At 72.1% G+C, this 19,774-nt stretch carries 14 protein-coding genes; 6 read left to right on the top strand and 8 right to left on the bottom strand.

From position 1 onward, the window contains the following. Nucleotides 1-67: 67 nt before the first annotated feature. The gene (locus tag MUY22_RS07825; protein ID WP_247058579.1) at nt 68-1,564 is read left to right on the top strand and encodes a serine/threonine-protein kinase; all 1,497 of its coding nucleotides are present in this window, start codon (nt 68-70) and stop codon (nt 1,562-1,564) included. 257 nt (nt 1,565-1,821) lie between these two features. Next, entirely contained in the window at nt 1,822-3,450 is a 1,629-nt protein-coding gene (gene groL, locus MUY22_RS07820) for a chaperonin GroEL (protein ID WP_247058577.1), read from the top strand. Between the two features lie 56 nt (nt 3,451-3,506). On the opposite strand, the gene MUY22_RS07815 is transcribed toward groL, so the two are convergent. The 3 genes from MUY22_RS07815 to MUY22_RS07805 all read right to left on the bottom strand — a co-directional run bounded on the left by MUY22_RS07815 (nt 3,507) and on the right by MUY22_RS07805 (nt 5,259). After that, on the bottom strand, nt 3,507-3,839 hold the full coding sequence (locus MUY22_RS07815; RefSeq protein ID WP_247058576.1) for a hypothetical protein: 333 nt from the start codon (nt 3,837-3,839) through the stop codon (nt 3,507-3,509). Nucleotides 3,840-4,011: 172 nt separating this feature from the next. Next, on the bottom strand, nt 4,012-4,227 hold the full coding sequence (locus MUY22_RS07810) for a PspC domain-containing protein (protein ID WP_247058574.1): 216 nt from the start codon (nt 4,225-4,227) through the stop codon (nt 4,012-4,014). A 99-nt stretch (nt 4,228-4,326) separates the two neighbouring features. Next, a complete protein-coding gene (locus MUY22_RS07805) occupies nt 4,327-5,259 on the bottom strand; it encodes an o-succinylbenzoate synthase (protein WP_247058572.1) in 933 nt (310 codons plus the stop codon). Nucleotides 5,260-5,333: 74 nt separating this feature from the next. Between MUY22_RS07805 and MUY22_RS07800 the strand changes: the two genes are divergently transcribed. After that, on the top strand, nt 5,334-8,123 hold the full coding sequence (locus tag MUY22_RS07800) for an AfsR/SARP family transcriptional regulator (RefSeq protein ID WP_247058570.1): 2,790 nt from the start codon (nt 5,334-5,336) through the stop codon (nt 8,121-8,123). Nucleotides 8,124-9,296: 1,173 nt separating this feature from the next. Here the strand turns inward: MUY22_RS07800 and MUY22_RS07795 are convergent. Continuing rightward, nucleotides 9,297-10,154: a DUF72 domain-containing protein gene (locus tag MUY22_RS07795; RefSeq protein ID WP_247058568.1), complete on the bottom strand. Its 858-nt coding sequence runs from the start codon at nt 10,152-10,154 to the stop codon at nt 9,297-9,299. 271 nt (nt 10,155-10,425) lie between these two features. After that, nucleotides 10,426-11,187, bottom strand: a complete 762-nt coding sequence (locus MUY22_RS07790) for a DUF4253 domain-containing protein (protein WP_247058566.1) — start codon at nt 11,185-11,187, stop codon at nt 10,426-10,428. 233 nt (nt 11,188-11,420) lie between these two features. On the opposite strand from MUY22_RS07790, the gene MUY22_RS07785 reads away from it, so the two are divergent. Beyond that, nucleotides 11,421-11,993: a DinB family protein gene (locus MUY22_RS07785; protein ID WP_247058564.1), complete on the top strand. Its 573-nt coding sequence runs from the start codon at nt 11,421-11,423 to the stop codon at nt 11,991-11,993. A 3-nt stretch (nt 11,994-11,996) separates the two neighbouring features. Here MUY22_RS07785 and MUY22_RS07780 read toward each other — a convergent pair whose 3' ends face one another. Further along, nucleotides 11,997-13,643 (bottom strand): DNA repair helicase XPB, encoded by a 1,647-nt coding sequence (locus MUY22_RS07780; protein WP_247058562.1) that lies wholly within the window; start codon nt 13,641-13,643, stop codon nt 11,997-11,999. A gap of 89 nt (nt 13,644-13,732) precedes the next feature. On the opposite strand from MUY22_RS07780, the gene MUY22_RS07775 reads away from it, so the two are divergent. Next, entirely contained in the window at nt 13,733-14,416 is a 684-nt protein-coding gene (locus MUY22_RS07775) for a hypothetical protein (protein ID WP_247058559.1), read from the top strand. On the opposite strand, the gene MUY22_RS07770 is transcribed toward MUY22_RS07775, so the two are convergent. Beyond that, nucleotides 14,413-15,795 (bottom strand): FAD-dependent oxidoreductase, encoded by a 1,383-nt coding sequence (locus MUY22_RS07770; RefSeq protein WP_247058557.1) that lies wholly within the window; start codon nt 15,793-15,795, stop codon nt 14,413-14,415. The two genes, MUY22_RS07775 and MUY22_RS07770, sit on opposite strands and share 4 nt — an antisense overlap. A 58-nt stretch (nt 15,796-15,853) precedes the next feature. Next, nucleotides 15,854-16,819 carry an ABC transporter substrate-binding protein gene (locus MUY22_RS07765; protein WP_247058555.1) on the bottom strand — a complete coding sequence of 322 codons (966 nt, stop codon included), beginning with the start codon at nt 16,817-16,819 and terminating at the stop codon, nt 15,854-15,856. 186 nt (nt 16,820-17,005) lie between these two features. Between MUY22_RS07765 and MUY22_RS07760 the strand changes: the two genes are divergently transcribed. Next, nucleotides 17,006-19,771: a sensor histidine kinase gene (locus MUY22_RS07760; RefSeq protein ID WP_247058552.1), complete on the top strand. Its 2,766-nt coding sequence runs from the start codon at nt 17,006-17,008 to the stop codon at nt 19,769-19,771. Nucleotides 19,772-19,774: the final 3 nt, after the last annotated feature.

Below are 19,774 nucleotides of genomic sequence, written 5' to 3'. Positions count from 1 at the left end.
CCACCGCTGTTGACCTGTTGGGCCAACCCCCGGCAGCCGCCGAACCAGGGGCGTTAGGCTGCCGGGCGTGACAGGCGATGTGTCGGGGGACCTCACCGGTCGCCGGCTGGGCAACTACCGCATCGACGGAGTGCTCGGCAAGGGCGGCATGAGCGTGACCTACAAGGCCACCGACGTGCGCCTGGGCCGGAAAGTGGCGCTGAAGGTCATCGGCGACCACCTCGGGACCGACGCCGAGTTCCGCGAGCGGTTCGTCGACGAGGCGCGCAACACGTCCGCGATCGACCACGCCAACGTCGTGCCGCTGTACGACTTCGGCGAGCTCGACGGGATGCTCTACATCGCCATGCGCATGGTCGACGGCGGCGACCTCGCCGGCCTGATCGCCGGCGGCCCGATCGCGCCCTCGCGCGCGCTGACCATGCTCGACCAGGTCGCGGACGCGCTCGACACCCTGCACAACCGTGGTCTGGTCCACCTGGACGTCAAGCCGGCCAACGTGCTCGTGACGAAGAAGGAGACCTCGCGCGAACACGTGTACGTCGCCGACTTCGGGCTGACGCGCCGCGGCGCGACCGGCCACCGCACCCGCGGCGGCGACTTCCTCGGCTCGCCCACCTACGCGGCGCCGGAGCACCTGCGCGGCGAGCCGCTGGACGGGCGCACCGACCAGTACGCGCTCACGTGCGTCCTCTACGCCTGCCTCACCGGCAGCCCGCCGTTCAAGGGCGACGTGCCGACGGTGATCAAGGGGCACCTCAACGGCGAGCCGCCCGCCATCTCCCGCGCCGTCGCGCTGCCCCCGGCGATCGACGAGGTCATCCGCAAGGGGATGGCGAAGAGCCCGGCCGACCGCTACGCCAGCTGCGTCGAGATGGTCGCGGCCGCCCGCCGCGCGCTCGGCGCCCAGGCGGCGTCGGACACCCCGCCCGGTCCGCCCGGGTCCCCGGGGACCAATCCGGGTGGAATCCCCGCGCCGCAGCGTCCTGGTCAGGTACAACAGGGACCGCACCAGACCACGGCACCGCAGCAGGGAGAGGGGGCCCCCGTGCACCCGTACGGAGGACAGCAGCAGCCCGGTTACGGGCAGCAGCCCGGACCGCAGGGCCCCGGTGGTCCCGGCGGCCTCGGCGGCCCTGGTGGCCCGCCGCAGGGCCCGCCCCCCGGCTACGGCTACCCCCAGCAGGGCCCGCCGCAGGGGATGCCGCCGCAGGGCCCGTACGGCTACCAGCAGCAGCAGGGCATGCCCCCGCAGGGCCCGCCGCCCGGCTACGGCCCGCCCGGCGACCCGATGCGCCTGCGCCCCCCGATGCCCGCGGGCGGAGCGGGCGCGTTCCACCAGGCCAAGAGCGGCAACGCCAAGTGGATCTGGATCGTGCTCGGCGCGGTCGTGGTGATCGGCGCCATCGTGACGGCGATCATCCTGTTCACCGGCGGCGACAGCGGCGGCGGCAGCCAGACGACCGCGCCCAACATCCCGGTCGGCCCGGGCGACTCCCAGGGCAACCCGACGTCCTCGCTCAACGCGCCCCCTTCGTCGATCTCCATCAAGCCGAGCTCCTGAAATCGTGCGGCCCTGAGCAGGTCTTCTTGCACTCTCCCCCCGAGAGTGCTAAACACGGACCTGGCACTCGACGCCGTTGAGTGCCAGGCGCGCGGTCACCGATCGCGCGCTTGAAGGTCGGGACGGTGAGGCTGAGCCCCCACGTGGGAGCAGTCGTCCGTCGCGGGCACCGAGCCTGGCCGAGGAAGAGTCCTGCTGCCGCCGCTGCAAAGCATTCAGCGCGGCGGTGGCGCCCAATACCGGAGGACCACACCGCAATGGCCAAACTGATCGCGTTCGACGAGGACGCCCGCCGTGGTCTTGAGCGCGGCTTGAACATCCTCGCCGAAGCCGTCAAGGTGACCCTCGGCCCGCGGGGCCGGAACGTCGTGCTCGAGAAGAAGTGGGGCGCGCCGACGATCACGAACGACGGCGTCTCCATCGCCAAGGAGATCGAGCTCGAAGACCCGTGGGAGAAGATCGGGGCCGAGCTCGTCAAGGAAGTTGCCAAGAAGACCGACGACGTCGCGGGTGACGGCACCACCACCGCCACCGTGCTCGCCCAGGCCCTGGTCAAGGAAGGCCTGCGCAACGTCGCGGCCGGAGCCGACCCGATCAGCCTGAAGCGCGGCATCGAAGCGGCCGTCGAGGCCATCATCGAGCAGCTGCACAAGGCCGCCGTCCAGATCGAGACCAAGGAGCAGATCGCTGCTACCGCCTCGATCTCGGCCGCTGACCGCACCATCGGCGAGCTGATCGCCGAGGCGCTGGACAAGGTCGGCAAGGAAGGCGTCGTCACCGTCGAGGAGAGCAACACCTTCGGTCTCGAGCTCGAGCTCACCGAGGGCATGCGCTTCGACAAGGGCTACATCTCGGGCTACTTCGTGACGGACCCGGAGCGTCAGGAAGCCGAGCTGGAGGACCCCTACATCCTCCTCTTCGGTTCCAAGATCTCCACCGTCAAGGACGTCCTGCCGCTGCTGGAGAAGGTCATCCAGTCCGGCAAGCCGCTGCTGATCATCGCCGAGGACGTCGAGGGCGAGGCCCTGGCCACCCTCATCGTCAACAAGATGCGCGGCACCTTCAAGTCCGTCGCCGTCAAGGCCCCGGGCTTCGGTGACCGCCGCAAGGCGATCCTGCAGGACATCGCGATCCTGACCGGTGGCCAGGTCATCAGCGAGGACGTCGGCCTCAAGCTGGAGAACGCCGACCTGTCGCTGCTGGGCAAGGCGCGCAAGGCCGTCATCACCAAGGACGAGACGACCATCGTCGAGGGTGCGGGCGACGCCGACCAGATCCAGGGTCGTGTCAACCAGATCCGCGCCGAGATCGAGAACTCGGACTCGGACTACGACCGCGAGAAGCTCCAGGAGCGTCTGGCGAAGCTGGCCGGCGGCGTGGCCGTCATCAAGGCCGGCGCCGCGACCGAGGTCGAGCTGAAGGAGCGCAAGCACCGCATCGAGGATGCCGTGCGCAACGCCAAGGCCGCCGTCGAAGAGGGCATCGTCGCCGGTGGTGGCGTCGCTCTCATCCAGGCTGCCGAGGCTGCCTTCGCCGGTCTGAAGCTCGAGGGCGACGAGGCCACTGGCGCCAACATCGTCAAGGTGGCCGTCGAGGCCCCGCTCAAGCAGATCGCGATCAACGCCGGCCTCGAAGGCGGCGTCGTCGTGGAGAAGGTCAAGGGTCTGCCGCAGGGGCACGGCCTGAACGCCGCCACGGGTGTCTACGAGGACCTGCTCGCCGCCGGCGTGCCGGACCCGACGAAGGTCACCCGCTCCGCGCTGCAGAACGCCGCGTCCATCGCGGCGCTGTTCCTGACCACCGAGGCCGTTGTGGCGGACAAGCCGGAGAAGGCTTCGGCCGCTCCCGCCGACCCGTCCGGTGGCATGGGTGGCATGGACTTCTGAGCCACGCCTGAAAAGAGCCCGGTCCGCTTCGGCGGGCCGGGCTTTTTCGTTGTCCGCTAAGGCTTGGTGAAGAACCAGACGGCGAAGGCGCCGACGATCACGACGCCGAGCGCGAGCACGCCGAGGCCCCCGAGCCAGGCGGTGCTCGCTTCTTCCGCTTCGAGGGCGACGACGATCGCGCCGATCCCGGTGAGCAGGATCCAGATCGCCGCCGCCGCGGCGGTGTACAGCACGGTCCTGGTGACGCTCGCGCTGCCGGTGTCGTTGAAGGCGAGCGCGAAGAAGGCGGCGAAGGCGGTCAGCCCCAGTCCGGCGAGCAGGTAGAGCCCACCCAGGACCCCGACGACGACCTTCGCGGCCGTCCGGCCGCCGGTGTTCCCTTGATCCACGACCGCGAACCCTAACCCCTCGAACGGGGTTCGCGCGGGGCATTTCGGCCGGTCAGCGTAGTCGGCTACGCCGAACGGCCCGGACTTCCCCTTGGTGTCCGGGCCGTTCACTGCACACCCCGTGATCGTCCGGCGGGCACCGGTTCCCCCTGCGAACCGGCGCCCGCCCCGGTCAGGAGTCTTCTTCGGGCGTCAGGATCGCGGCGGCGACGTAGATCGGGATGGCGATCCCGACGGAGAGGAAAACGGCGGCGACGAGCCCGATGCGCAGCACGTTCGCGTCGATGCCGAGGTACTGGGACCAGCCACCGCAGACACCGGTGAGCATCTTGTCGGTGCGGCTGCGGCGGACCTTCTTGGTTTCCGGGGTGTACACGCTGTTCGTCATGCACCAATGTTCGCCCGGCGGCGGCCCTGCCCACATCGGGAAGGGCCCGGATCCGGACCCTGAACTCGGCCTCGGGGAAACCCGGACGCGCGACGGTCGTCAGGGCAGCAGGCCGCGGACTCTCGCCAGCCGGCCTTCCCACGCGGCTTGGACGTCGGCCGAGGCCGCGTAGGCCTCCGTCGGCTCCGGGGGCTTGCGCAGGACCGGGAGGTAACCGTCCACAGGGGACAGTGAGTCCGCGCAGACGTCGCCTTCCAGCAACGAGATCGTGCCCAGGCCGCACGCGAACTCCAGCTCCGGGAGGGCGCCGGCCAGGGCCAAGCCGGCGGCCAGGCCGACGCTCGTCTCCACCGCCGACGAGACCACGCACGGCAAGCCGCACGCCTCGGCGACCTCCAGGGCCCGGCGGACGCCGCCGAGGGGGGAGACCTTCAGCACCGCGATGTCCGCCGCGCCGGCGACCGCGACCTTCAGCGGATCCTCCGCGCGGCGGATCGACTCGTCCGCGGCGATGCGGACCGACACCCGGCGGCGTACCGCGGCGAGGTCGTCGATCGTCGGGCACGGCTGTTCCGCGTACTCCAGGCCGCCCGCCGCCTTGTCGAGGTCGGCGATCGCGCGGACCGCGGTGTCGACGTCCCACGCCGTGTTGGCGTCGACGCGGATCGCGCCGCCGGGGCCGAGCGCGTCGCGGACCGCCTCCACCCGGGCGCAGTCGTCGGCCAGTGACGAGCGGGGGTCCGCGACCTTCACCTTGGCCGTGCGGCAGCCGGACGCGCTGACCAGTTCGTACGCCTTCTCCGGGCCGACCACCGGCACCGTCGTGTTCACCTCGACGCGGTCGCGGACCGGCGCCGGCCAGCCCGTTTCGCTGGCTTCGACGGCCGCGTGCAGCCACGGCAGGCTCTCGGCGTCCGAGTAGTCGGCGAACGGGCAGAACTCGCCCCAGCCCGCCGGGCCGGGCAGCAGCACGCCCTCACGGACCGTGATGCCGCGGAAGCGGTTGCGCAGGGGAATCGCGTACACCTTCATCGACGCCGATCATGCCACCGTCCCGCGTTTCGCGATCGGGTGCCGATCTGCGCGTTTCCGGACAGAATGGGCCGGTGGTCCTCGATTTCCGCCTGCTGGGCCCGGCCGAGGTCACGGCCGACGGCCGCCCGGTGCCACTCGGGGGGAGCCGGCCGCTGATCGTGCTGGCCGGGCTGCTGCTGCGCGCCAACCGCGTCGTGCCGGTCGACGAGCTGGGCCGGTGGCTGTGGAACGACGACCGCCGCCGGTCCAAGGGCGCGCTCCAGACGTACGTGCTGCGCCTGCGCCGCGCCCTCGGCGACCAGGTCTCGATCCGCACCGAAAGCGGCGGCTACCTGATCGAGGTCGACGACGACCTGCTCGACCTGTCCCGGTTCCGCGCGCTCGCCGCGCGGGGCCAGGCGGCGCTGGACGGCGGCGAAAGCCGGCAGGCGGCGGCGCACTTCGCCGACGCGCTGGCGCAGTGGCGTGGCGCGGCACTGCTGAACGTCGAGTCCGACGCGCTGCACCGCGACGAAGCCGGGCAGCTCGCCGAAGAACGCCTGCGCGTGCGCGAACTGTGGGCCGACGCGCTGCTCGAAGCCGGCGAGTACGGCACCGTCGTCCCCGAACTGACCCGGCTGACCAGGGAAAACCCGTTGCGCGAGCGGCTGCACGAACAGCTGATGGTCGCGCTCTACCGGTCGGGCCGCCAGGCCGAGGCGCTGGACGTCCACCGCCGGATCAGCGGGGTGCTGGCCGACGAGCTCGGGCTGGACCCCGGCCCGTCGCTGCAGCGCACCCGGCAGGCGATCCTCACCGGCACCGACGACGCCGAACCCGCGCGCTACCGCCTCGGCGTCGAACCGCTGGTGCCGCACCAGCTGCCCGCCGACCCGCGGACGTTCGCCGGCCGCGAGAGCGACCTCAAGGCGTTGCACGCGCTGCTGCCCGAGGCGCTCGACGCCGACGCGTCGACGCCCATCGCGTCCGTCGAAGGCATGGGCGGCATCGGCAAGACGACGCTCGCGGTGCACTTCGCGCACGAGATCGCCGATCGTTTCCCCGGCGGGCAGATCCACCTCAACCTGCGGGGGTACGGGCCCGGCGAGCCGGTCGAGCCGGCGGCGGCGCTGGAGGCGATGCTCACCGCGCTCGGCGTGCCGTGCGAGCAGATCCCGGCCGACCTCGACGGCCGCGCGGCGAGCTGGCGGACGCACACCGCGGGGCGGCGGCTGCTGATCGTCCTCGACAACGCCAACCGCACCGAGCAGGTGCGGCCGCTGCTGCCCGGGCCGGGCTGCCTGGTCCTGGTCACCAGCCGCTGGCAGCTGCGGGCGCTGGTCGCGACGCACGGCGCCCGGCGCGTCGCGCTGGCGGAGCTCGGCGCGGAGGACGCGGTCGAGCTGCTCGCGTCCACGATCGGCCTCGAACGGGTGGCGCGCGACCCGGCGGCGACCGAACGGTTCGTGCGGTACTGCGGCGGGCTGCCGCTGGCGATCCGGATCCTCGCCGTGCGGGCGGCGCAGTTCCCCGGCCTGCCGCTCGACGAGTTCGTCGACTCCCTCGAAAGCGAGCACGACCTGCTCGGCTCGTTCGACCTCGCCGACGGCGACGGCACCAACATCCGTTCGGTGTTTTCGTACTCCTACCAGGCACTCGAGCCGTCGGCGGCGCGGTTGCTGCGGCTGCTCGGGCTGTCCACCGGCGTCGACTTCAGCGTGCCCGCGGCGGCCGCCGTCGCCGGTCTGGACCTGACGCGGACCCGGCCGGTGCTCACGACGCTGGCGGCCGCGCACCTGCTCGCCCAGCCGCGGCCGGGCCGCTACCAGTTCCACGACCTGATCCGCGCGTACGCGGGCGAAGCCGCGGAGCAGGTCGATACCGCGGAGGAGCGCGACGCCGCACTCGACCGGCTGCTCGGCTGGTACCTGGCGACGGCGTTCAACGCGTCCCGGCGGATGCGGCCCGAGCGGTACTACCGGCTGCTGGAGCTGGACGGTCTCGACGGCTCGGCGTTCGCCGAGTACCACGACGCGCTCGACTGGTTCGACGAAGAGGCCGGCAACCTGATCGCCGCGGTGCACCTGGCCCGGCGCCGGCGGCGCGACGACGTCTGCTGGAAGCTCGCCTGGCTGCTGCAGAGTTATTTCGGGACGCGCTCGCGGCTGGACGACTGGCGTTCGGTGTTCGGCGTGGCACTGGAAGCCGCGCGGGACGGCGGCCACCGCCCGGGCGAGGCGGGCATCCTCAGTGGACTCGGCGTGGTCAACGGCGTGGTGCGGCAGTACGACGAGTCGCGGCACTACCTGGAACGGGTGCTGGCGATCCAGCGCGAACTGGGCGCGCGGGAGGGCGAAGCGCGGGCGCAGTACAACCTGGCGCTGGCGGCGCACAACCTGGCCGACTACACCGGCGCGTACGAGCACGGCATGCGAGCGCTGGAGATCGTCCGCGAGCTGGGAATGGGCGCGTTCGAGGCGAGCGTGCTGCGGGCACTGGGCGACATCTGCACGTCGATGGGCGACCACGAGCAGGCCCTGGAACTGGCCGACGCGGCCCTGGCGATCCCGGGCCCGGACGGCCACCCGGTCGACACCCGGTTCACGCAGCACACGCGAGGCCTGGCCCTGCTCGGCCTGGGCCGGCTCGCCGAGGGCATCGCGTGCATCAGCGAATCGGTGGAGATGTTCTTCACCATGGGCGAGCACTACGAGGCCGCGGACGTGCTGTCCCAGCTGGGCACGATCCACCTGAGGCACGGAGACGGGGCACTGGCCCGGGAGTGCTGGGTCCGATCGGTACGGCTGCTGACAGAGCTGGGCCACCCGGACGCGGACGACGTACGAGCCAAGCTGGCAGCACTGGTGGGCACGCCGAGCTGAGGCACTTCGGCGGGGGTCGCTGGGTGGGTGAGGTTCTGGCGGCGGCTTGGTGGCTGGTGGTGGCGCGGCCGGGTGGGCGAGATTCTGTGGTTGCGAGAGTGGCTCGGTGGCCGGTGGCGATGCGGTCGGGCGAGGCTCCGCGGCGGCGGCTCGGTGTCTGCTGGCGATGGGGTCGGGTGGGTAAGACTCGGCGGCGCCTCGATGTCTGGTGGCAGCGCAGCCGGTCGGGTGAGATTCGGTGGTTGCGAAAGCCGCTCCACGGCCGGTGGCGACGCGGTCGGGCGAGGCGCTGCGGCAGCGGCGACTCGGAGCCTGGTGGCGGCGCGGTCGGTCGGGTGAGGCTTTGTGGTTGCGAGAGCGGCTCCACGGCCGGTGGCGATGCGGTCGGGCGAGGCTCCGCCGCGGCGAAGCCTCGGAGCCTGGTGGCGGCGCGGTCGGCTGGGTGAGGGTCTGTGGTTGCGAGAGCGGCTCGGTAGCCGGTGGCGATGCGGCTGGCTGGGTGAGGGTCTGTGGTTGCAGTAGCGACTTGGTGTCTTGTGGCGGCGCGGTCGGGTGGGGTTCTGCGGTGGCGGTTCGGTGTCTGGTGGCGATGCGATCGAGTGGGTGAGGCTCGGTGGTTGCGGCGGCTTGGTGTCTGGTGGCGATGCGGGTCGGGTCGGCGAGGCTCTGTGGTTGCGGCAGCGGCCCGATGGCGGCGCTGCTGATGGGCGAGGCTCGGCGGCGGCTCGGTGTCTGGTCGTGATGCGGCCGGTCGGGCGAGGCTTTGTGGTTGCGAGAGCGGCTCGGTGGCCGGTGGTGGCGGGGCCCGTGCGCTATCGATGCGTTGCGCGGGGTCCTTGGCCGGCTTCACCTGCTTGGTGGGGTTCTCCTCGGCTAAGGCGGTGCAAGTCTGCGCGCGGGGCCACTGCGCGGCCGAGTTCTGCGAGCGACCGGCTCTTGCCTGGCGTGGGAGGCCGCTGCTTGGCGAGGGCTCTGTGGATGCGGATGCCCGTGCGAGGGTGAGTGGTCAGCGAGCGGCGTGGGTTGTGGCTGCTCGCGGCGGGACCTGCTCGGTGCGGTTCGTGGTGGTGACGGCCGAGTGGCTGTGCGCGTGCGGCGGACCGCTCGCGTGCTGACCCCCAGTCGCGGCACGCGAGGCGGTCCCGCCCGCTTTGTCATCCAAGACCGGGGCGCTCACTGTCCACTCACTGTCTTGTTCGCGGGCTCGACGCCCAGCATGTCGGCCAGGGCCTGCGCGTTGCGTGGGGCCTCCACTTTGGCGTCGTTGTCGAAGTAGACGTGGACGTCTCGCTTGCCGTCGGCGTGCCAGGTGCGGATCTTTGCTGCCCACTCGCGCAGGGCCTGGTCCGAGTAGCCGCTGACGTACAGCTCCTCGGCGCCGTGCAGGCGGACGTAGGTGAAGCCGGCGGTCTGGTCTTCGATGAACGGCCACTTTCCCGCCGTGTCGGCGACCACCAGGGCGATCCCGTGGTCCCGCAGCAGCTTCTTCGCCGTGGGCTCCGCGAAGCTCGGGTGGCGGACCTCCAGCGCGTGCCGCAACGGCCTTCGTTCCCCGGCCTCCAAGTACGGCTTCGCCTTCAGCTTGTCGTCGTGCTTCGTCGCCAGCTCGGCCGCGTCCGTTGTGGTGCGTGGGAGGAGGGCGAAGAAGGTCGCTAGGCGGTCCGGGTCGAACGTGAGCCTCGGTGGCAGCTGCCAGAGGAACGGCCCCAGCTTCGCGCCTAGTGCGAGGACGCCGGACGCGTAAAAGTTGGCCAGCGACGTCTCGACGTCGCGCAGCTGCTTCATGTGCGTGATGAAGCGGCCGCCCTTCACCGCGAAGAGGAAGTCCGACGGCGTCTCGTCGAACCACGCGCGGAAGCGCTCCGGGCGCTGCAGCGAGTAGAACGAGCCGTTGAGCTCGACCGCGTTCAGCTGCCGCGACAGGTATTCGAGCTCGCGGCGCTGCGCCAGGCCCGGCGGGTAGAAGTCACCGCGCCACGGCGGGTAGCGCCACCCCGATGTCCCGATCCGGATTTCGGCGATCGTTCTCACCGCCTTCCCGCGGTGCGTGATGCCCGTTCGCCGGGACGCCCAAACGCGCCCGAGCGGCCACCGTCCGGACCGGTGGACCGCCGGCCGGGACAGCTGGCCCAACTTCGTGGACGGCCGTCTCACCGGGCCTTTGACGCGCTTGCTCATCGCGCCGCCCCGCGCCGGGCACCCGCGCCGCATCCGCAGGCCACGGGACGCAGTGGGCGGCGCGCGGCCCGCGGCGACGAGGATCCGGCGGCGAGACGCCCGGAACGGTTGCCGCTGCTCGGTTTCACGCCCAGGAGAACCGCCAGTGCCGGGCCTGCACCAGGTCCGACGCGTACTCGCGCAGGTTGCCCGGCTGGGCCGCGAACGTCGGCAGGCTGAACGCCCGGTGCTCCGCCGCCACCGACAGCGCCCTCGCCTGGTTGCGGGGTGGGGCCGACACCGACAGCTCGATCGCGTCGAAGCCCAGCACCACCAGCGTCGCTCCGAACCGCTCCTCCCAGCTGCGCAGCACCGCCGACAGCTCGGCGACCTGGTCGGTGCACTTGATCATGCCCGTCCAGCCCAGCAGGGCCGGGATGTCCGCGGGCCGCTCGGTCTGGACCAGGCCGAGCCGGTGCGGGGCGCGGGTGGCCAGGATCGAGCCCGTGTTGCCCGCCTCGGCCAGCGGGTCGGACCGGCGCGGGCTGCGTTTGGCCAGTCCGGGGAACTTCGCGCCGAAGGGGCGCAGGCAGGCGCCGTCACAGCAGGAGCCGTCCCACCAGCGGTCGAGCACGCTCACCGCGTCGGCCGAGGCGACCCGGTGGCCGGCCGGGGCGAGCCGGCCGCGGTCGTCGATCCAGTCCTCGCCGTTGGCCGCGAAGCGCTGGTCGTGCGGGATCAGCACCGGCCACAGCCCGGACCGCTCGAACTCGGCCACGCAGCCCAGATAACGCTCGGGCCGGGTCAGTGGCAGGTCGGACACCCACAGCCGGCCGTGCCACGCCCCCGGTGGCAGGGTCTGGACCGGCGGCGCGGGCGTACCGGGGCGGAGCGGTGCGATCGTCATGACGTCCCCTCGAACTTGTGTTCGGCTGTACTCGTCGAACAGTAGTTCGAGGGTCTGACAATTTCCAGCGTCCGGCCCGCTCATCCGTTCGGGTGAATCCGGAAAAGTGCAGGTCAGAGCGCCGAGTGAGACGTCTGTGGCGGAAGTTGTTCCTGTGACGATCCACTGGGCCGAACGAGGACGCCGCGACCGCCGAAAGCACGAGGTGCGCCCGTTGGGGCAAGCTGGAACCCGTGATCGACGACTTCGCGAAGGACTACCTGCACAGCGACCTGCGAGAGATCCGGGAGGAGATGCTCGGGAAGCTCGACGGGCTGTCCGAATACGACGTCCGGCGCCCGCTGACGGCCACCGGGACCACCCTGCTCGGCCTGATCAAGCACCTGGCGGTGGGCGAGGCCCGGTACTTCGGCGAGGTCTTCGGCCGGCCGTCGCCCGACGCCGTCCCGCGGTGGGACGACCTCGAGCGGCGCGGTATCGACATGTGGGCGACCGAGCACGAGACGCGCGAGGAGATCATCGGCCGCTACCGGCGTGTCTGGGCGCACTCGGACGCGACGATCGCGGCGCTGCCCGTCGACGCGCCCGGCCACGTGCCCTGGTGGCCGCGGCCGGACGTCAAGCTGTTCAACGTCCTGGTGCACGTGCTCACCGAGACCAACCGGCACGCCGGGCACGCCGACATCCTGCGTGAGCACCTGGACGGCAAGCCGCCGGCGGACAGCGGGCGCGACCAGGCGTTCTGGGCGGCGCGGTGTGCGGAGGTCGACCGGGCGGCGCGGGCCGCCGCGCCGGTCGCCCCCTGAGCGTCAGAGCGGCCGGAGCAGGTCGTCCGCGTCGACGATGTGGTAGGCGTAGCCCTGCTCCGCCAGGAACCGCTGCCGGTGCGCCGCGTACTCCGTGTCGACCGTGTCGCGCGAGACGATCGAGTAGAAGTGCGCCTGCCGCCCGTCGCCCTTGGGCCGCAGGAGCCGGCCGAGCCGCTGGGCTTCCTCCTGCCGGGAGCCGAACGTGCCCGAGATCTGGATCGCCACCGACGCCTCGGGCAGGTCGATCGAGAAGTTCGCCACCTTCGACACGACGAGGGTGCGGATCTCGCCGCGGCGGAACTTGTCGAACAGCTCCTCGCGCTCCTTGTTCCGGGTGGAGCCCTGGATCACCGGCGCGTCGAGCTCGTCGCCGAGCATCTCCAGCTGGTCGAGGTAGGCGCCGATGACCAGGGTCGGTTCGCCCGCGTGCTTCGCGACGATCGACTTGATCACGGGCGTCTTGGTCATCGCCGTCGCCGCCAGCTTGTAGCGCTCGTCGGCCTCGGCCGTCGCGTAACCGAGGCGCTCGGCGTCGGTCAGCGTCACGCGGACCTCGGTGCACTCCGCCGGCGCGATCCAGCCCTGCGCCTCGATGTCGCGCCACGGCACGTCGTAGCGCTTCGGCCCGATCAGCGAGAAGACGTCGCCCTCGCGGCCGTCTTCGCGCACCAGCGTCGCCGTCAGGCCGAGGCGACGCCGCGACTGCAGGTCCGCCGTCATCCGGAACACCGGCGCGGGCAGCAGGTGGACCTCGTCGTAGACGACCAGGCCCCAGTCGCGCGAGTCGAACAGCTCCAGGTGCCGGTACTCGCCCTTGGTCTTGCGGGTGACCACCTGGTAGGTCGCGATGGTGACCGGCCGGACTTCCTTCTTCTCGCCGGAGTACTCGCCGATCTCCTCTTCGGTCAGCGACGTCCGCGCGATGAGCTCGCGCTTCCACTGCCGCCCGGCGACGGTGTTCGTCACCAGGATCAGCGTCGTGGCCTGCGCTTTCGCCATCGCCGCCGCGCCGACCAGCGTCTTGCCGGCGCCGCAGGGGAGCACGACGACGCCGGAGCCGCCCGCCCAGAACGCCTCGGCGGCCATCCGCTGGTAGTCGCGCAGCTGCCAGTCCGTCTCGTCGAGCGCGATCGGGTGCGCTTCGCCGTCGACGTACCCGGCGAGGTCTTCGGCCGGCCAGCCGACCTTGAGCAGCGCCTGCTTGAGCCGCCCGCGCTCGGACGGGTGGACGAGCACGGTGTCGTCGTCGATCTTCGCGCCCAGCATCGGGCTGATCTTCTTGTTGCGCGAGACCTCGGTGAGCACCGCGCGGTCGGTGGTGGACATCACCAGCCCGTGCGCGGGGTGGTTGGCGATCTGCAGCCGCCCGAAGCGGCCCATCACGTCGACGACGTCGATCAGCAGCGGCTGGGGCACGGGGAAGCGCGAGTACGTCGTCAGCGCGTCGACGACCTGCTCGGCGTCGTGGCCCGCGGCGCGGGCGTTCCACAAGGCCAGCGGCGTGATCCGGTAGGTGTGGACGTGCTCCGGGGCGCGTTCGAGCTCGGCGAACGGCGCGATCGCGACGCGCGCGTCGTCGGCCTGGGGGTTGTCGACCTCCAGGAGCACGGTCTTGTCGGACTGGACGATCAGCGGGCCATCAGTCACAACTACTGTTATACGTGCCTCGCTCCGGCCCGCTCCGTTCGCGGGTCCGCCGGTGGGACGATATGCCGAGGGGATCACTGGAGGGCACGTTGACCACACCACCGTCCGACGACAACCCGTTCCGGACGCCGGACTACGCGACGCCGTCTGTGCCGATGCCGGCGGCACCGATGTACGGGTCGTCGATGCCGGGGACGCCGGTGCCGGGGATGCCGGGAATGCCGCAGCGGCCGGGGATCCCGCACTGGTTCAGCGTGAAGGTGCGGATCACGCTGATCGCGTGCGTCGTCGCCGCGCTCGGGCTGGGCGCGCTGGGCGCGATGAGCATCGTCTGGATCCACCAGGCCGGGCCGCCGTCGGACGGCGAGTGCCTCTACCTGACGCGCGAGAGCGGTGAGCAGCTCGCCTACCACCGCGTCGGCTGCGGCGAGAACAGCGCGACGTTCAAGGTGGACGACAGCTACCGCGGGACGTTCAGCTGCGGGGCGAGCGACGACTACGTGCGGTTCCAGATCAGCGGCTCCGGCACCGATCGCACCCTCTGCCTCGCGCTGAACGTCAGCACCGGCGACTGCCTGCGCGACGTCGACGACGACGCCGCGGTCGCCAAGGTCGGCTGCACCGACCCGACGGCGCAGGTGCGCGCCGAGGTCGTCTCCGGCTACGGCGTCACGGACCCCGAAGAAGCCTGCGGCGACGCCGAGAAGGCCCTGAAGTACACCGGTCCGCCGCGCCGGATCGTGTGCCTGAGCCAAACCGGCGAGAACATCTAGCCGAACCACCTCCCCAGCTCGGCGGGCTCGACGGCGTACCCGTCCGGCCGGACGAGCAGCAGCCGGCCGCGGTACTCGCTGTCGGTGGTGGTCGCGTGCACGACGTCGGCCTGCCCGGTGAAGCCGGCCGGTTCCGGGTGGTCGCCGAGGTCGAGCAGCAGGCCGCGGCCGCCGTGCAGCAGCGCCGAGAGCCGCGTCGGGCCGGCCGCCGTCGTCAGGTCGAGGTCCGGGACGCGGTGCGCGCCCGGGTAGCCCAGGGCCAGCCCGGACATGAGCCCGCTGAAGTAGCGGTTCCCGTCCGGCGTCCGCATCAGGTCGACGACGATCTCGCGCAGCGCCTCGACGTTCTCGCCGCGGTCCGGCGTCGTGAAGACGCGCTGCGCGGCCGTGTGCCGCAGCACGCGGGCCGCGGCCGGGTGGCGTTCGTCGTGGTAGCTGTCGAGCAGCCCGGCCGGCGCCGTGCCGCGCACGGTCGCGGCCAGCTTCCAGCCGAGGTTCATCGCGTCCTGGACGCCGAGGTTGAGCCCCTGACCGCCGAGCGGCGGGTGGATGTGCGCGGCGTCGCCCGCGAAGAGCACCCGGCCGTGGCGGTAGCGCTCCAGCTGCCGTGTGGCGTCGTTGAACCGCGACGCGCCGTGGAGCTCGCCCAAGCGCGTCCCGTCGCCGTAGAGGGCCGTCAGGGCCGCGGTGACCTCGGCGTCGGTCACCGGCGCGTCGCGGCCCGGCTGCGTCGTCGTGGTGCCGAAGACGAAGCGGTGGGTGCCGTCGCCGAGCGGGGTGAGCATCGCCCAGTGGCCGTTCGCCTGCCGCGTCACCTCGCTGAAGTGCGCCATCCGCGGCGGGACGAGGTCGGACGCCGCCGCGAGCGTGATGTGCGCGAGCGTGGCGACGTAGGTCTCGGTGCGGCCAGGGAAGGGCAGCCCGAGCCGCTTGCGGACGGTGCTGTGCGCGCCGTCGCAGGCCACCAGCCAGCGCGCGCGGAGCCCGTCGACGGTGACGCCGTCGTCGTCGGGCTCGACGGCCGTCACCTCGAACCCGCGCCGGAGCACCGCGCCGTGTTTGACGGCGTGCTCGGCCAGCATCTCCTCGACGTCGTCCTGGCTCCGGTTGCGCACCCGCGGGTGGCGGGTGCGCCAGACGCTGTGGTCGAGCGCGACCGGCAGCCCGGCGAAGTGGCCGCTCGGGCCGTCGAGCGTCCGGTCGGCCGGGTCCAGGCCACGCAGGTCCAGCAGCTCGGCGGTCCGCGGCTGCAGGCCGACCGGCCGCGGCAGGCCCGGCCCGTCGCGGCGGTCCAGGACCGTGACGGAAACCCCGGCCAGCGCGAGTTCGGCGGCGGTCGTCAGGCCGGTGGGTCCGGCGCCGATCACCAGGACGTCCATGTGCACTCCTCAAGTAGACTGAGTGCAAAAGTAGACCAAGTGCAGAGTTCGGCGAAACCTAATAAGCGTTCTGGTCCGGCAGGAGCGCCTGGACGTCGAGGCGGTCGGCCAGCTGGCCCGAGTTGTGCATCAGGTCCGCGACGCGCTGCAGCCGGATGCCGTTGAGCGACGCCGGGTACGAGCCGAGCGAGATGAGCGCGGCCGTCGTCGCGTCGATGTCGGAGAACTTCGGGAGCGAGTCGCGGACGATCGCCGGGTCGGTCGCGCTCTGCTGAGCCGCGCTCAGGGACTTGCGGAACTCCGCGAGCGTGCGCGGGTTGGCCTGCGCGAACGGCTTCGCGGCGGCGTAGCCGGACAGCGGGAAGCCGAGGGTCGCGCCGCGGGCGCCGTCGGCGAGGATGTGCGCGCCGAGGTCCTTCTCGGCGCGGGTGATGTACGGCTCGCTCATCAGCGCCGCGTCCGCGTCGCCCGCTTGGAGCGTCTGCGGCATCCGGTCGAACGGCACCTGCTTGAACTTGATCTTCGCGACGTCGACGCCGGCGGTGCCCAGCACCGAGCGCGCGGCGAGCGCGCCGACGTCGTCGAGTGCGTTCACCGCGATCTCCGGTGCCTTCTTGGCGGTCGGCACCGTGTAGTCGGAACCCGGCAACGTGACCAACGCCATGGTGTTCGGGCCGGACGTGTACGCCTCGCCCTGGAGCTGCAGCGCCGCACCGCCCGCCGCGGCGCGGAACATCGCGATGTCACTGGCGAACGTGACGTCGAGATCACCGGCCGCGACCTTGGCCAGCCCGTCGTCGGCGCCCAGCTCCACGAGCTGCACGTTCAGGCCCGCCGAGCCGAACTTCCCGGCGTTCACGGCGATGCGCAGCGGGGCCGTGTCGATGGCGTTGCCCACACCGACACGCAGAGTGGTCCGTTCCAACGGCGGTGGCGCGGCCGTCGAACCGGAATTGAACAGGCTGCAGCCCGCAGTCGCCAGCAGCGCCGCTACCAGCGGAATCGTCCATCCGCGTCTGATCATGAACCGCCACCTACCGCGAGAATCTGATTCTCGTGCTGGATCGTATGGTCCGCGCCCCATACGATCGCGGGCAGGGCCGGATCGCACCAGCGCGGCTTTCGGATCTTCATCGAGCGGGCTACCGTTCAGTAGGTTCGAGGTGTCGGTAGGTCCGCGGGTTCCTCCCGCGGTGGAAAAGGAAACCAGGTGACCCGTCGCGACAAGCGTCCCCGCAAGGGTGGCGACGCGGCGGATCCGCGTCCGGCCGGCGGCCGCTGGCGATTGCGGAACTGGCGCCTCGGCACGAAGCTCTTCGCTGTCCTGCTCATTCCCGCGCTGGCCGTGATCGCGCTCGTCGGTCTGCGGATCAGCACGGACCTGCGTGACGCGCAGCAGCTCGCGGAGTTCGCGACCCGCGGCCGCGTCGACAGCACCGTCGCCGAAGCCATCCACGAACTCCAGCGCGAGCGTGACCTCACCGTCCGGTTCGTCGCGCAGAACCGCTTGGGGGACACCGCGGACCTCGCCGGCCAGCGCAAACGCGTCGACCAGGCGATCGGGACGTTCGAGCGGACGCTGGCCGACAGCCGGCCCCGCCTCGACGCGAAAGCCGCGGAAAGCCTGCAGCAGACCGACGACCGGCTGCGCGTGCTCGGCGGTCTCCGGTTCTCCGCGGAGCACTCCGCGTTCCCGGCCGACGCCGTGCTGCGCTCCTACAGCGAGCTGATCTCCGGCCTGCTCGACATCAGCGACTCGGCCGCCGCCGACGTCTCGGACCCCGAGCTCGCGCGGTTGCGCTTGGCGGGCAACGCACTGGCCCGGATCAAGGACCAGCTGTCGGTCAAGCGCGCGGTGATGGCGGAGGCGCTCGCCGAGGGCACGCTGAGCCGCGACCGCACGCGCGCGCTGCTCGGCGCCGAAGCCGAACTCGCCGCCGCGCGCAACGACTACCGCACCTTCGCGACCCCTGACCAGCAACGGATGTTCGACGACACGGTGATCGGCCTGGTCGTCGACATCGGCAACGACATGGTCGAATCCGCGCTCACCCGCACCGAAAACGGCCAGAACCTCTCGGGCCTCGACCCCAACCAGTGGGACGTTTCGGCGACCCACACGGTGAACCTCGCCCACCAGGTGCAGCAGGCGCTGCTGGTCCAGTTGCAGGAACGCACCGACACCCTCGCGACGCAGGCCCGCGCGGCGGCGATCTGGGACGGCGGGGCGGTGCTCGCCGTGCTGCTCGTCGCCGGCGTCCTGTCGGTCGTCATCGCGCGGTCCCTGTTGCGCCCCTTGCGGATCCTGCGCCGCACGGCCTTGGAAGTGGCCGAGCACCGGCTGCCCGCGGCGGTCCAGGGCCTGCTCACCGACCCCGAACCCGCGCCGGAGAACCTCCGCAAGCGCCTCGCCGTCGCGCCCGTCCCGGTGTTCACGCGCGAAGAGGTCGGTCAGGTGGCCCGCGCGTTCGACGCGGTGCACGGCGAAGCCGTCCGGCTGGCCGGCGAACAGGCGATGCTGCGCGAGAACGTCAACGCGATGTTCGTCAACCTCTCGCAGCGGAGCCAGGACCTCGTCGAACGGCAGCTTTCGGTGCTGGACCGGATGGAGGCCGACGAGCAGGACCCGGACACCCTCGCCGGGCTGTTCGAGCTCGACCACCTCGCGACGCGGATGCGGCGCAACAGCGAGAATCTGCTGGTCCTGTCGGGTCACGACTCCGCGCGGGAGGACGCCGGCGCGGTGGCGGCCGACGAGATCATCGGCGCCGCGCTCTCGGAGGTCGAGCACTACCAGCGCATCGAGCTCGGCCCGGCGCCGCAGGTCGCGGTCCGCGGCGAGGCCGTCAACGACCTCGTGCACGTCGTTTCGGAGCTGCTGGAGAACGCGACGCGCTACTCCGGCGGCGGCACGGTCACCGTCGCCAGCGCCGAAACCCACGACGGCGACTGGCAGATCGAGATCACCGACCACGGCGCCGGCATGCCGCAGGCCGAGATCGACCGCACCAACACGCGCCTGGCGAACCCGCCGGACGTCGACGTCGAGGTGTCGCGCCGGATGGGCCTGTTCGTGGTCGCGACGCTGGCCAAGCGGCACCGGATCGACGTCCGGCTGAGCGCCGCCAACGGCAGCGGGCTGGTCGCGACGGTGCTGGTGCCGACCGGCCTGATCGTCGAGCTGCCGCCCCTGCCCGCGCCCCCGCCGCCCGCCGAGCCCGAGCACGCCCCGGAACCCGAGCTGCTGGCGCCGCTGGCCCCGCTCACGCAGCCGGAACCCGAGCCCGAGGGGCCGGAAGAGCTGACGCCGCCGTCGATCGAGGCCGGCCCGCCGCGCCGCGCGCCGGTGGTGGCGCGCGAGCACGCCCCGGAGTGGCCCACCGCGGAAGACGACCCGCACCTGGACTTCGACGCCCCGACCGAGCGGATGCCCGCCTACCGCGACGTCCTGTCCCGCTGGTTCGACGCCGCCGCGCCGCCCGAGGTGCCGCGGCGCGCGGCCGAGCCACGGCCGATCGCGGAAGAGCCCCGCCCCGCCGAGCCCGAGCCGCGCCACGCGCTGGCCTCGGGGCTGCCGCTGCGCGAAGCCGCGCCCGTCCCCCCGCCGCCACCGCCCCCGCCACCCCCGCCGCCGCTCGCGCCGCAGCCGGTGGCCGCCGAGCCGAACCCCGACGACGAGGACACCGATCCCCAGTTCCCGCCGGTGCCCCCGCCCGTCGCGCTCCCGCAGCCGTCCGCCGCGATCGAGCCCGAGTACCAGTGGCCGACGCCCGCGGAGCTGGAGCAGGAGGACGGCGCCGAGGACACCTGGCCGTTCCTGCAGCCGGCCGACGCCGCGGCCAGCCCGGGAGCGGTGCCGGAGCAGCGGCCGATACTCTCGCTTTCCCCGGAAGCGGTGCGCGAACGGATGACGAGCCTGCAAGGCGGCTTCCGGCGAGGGCGGCACGCGAGGGGAGAAGACACCCGGAACCAGTGAAAC

The organism is Amycolatopsis sp. WQ 127309, assembly GCF_023023025.1.
In the GTDB taxonomy this organism is placed as follows: Bacteria; Actinomycetota; Actinomycetes; order Mycobacteriales; family Pseudonocardiaceae; genus Amycolatopsis.
Note: the sequence above shows the minus strand (reverse complement) of the source record. Positions and strands in the feature narration are given on the sequence as shown.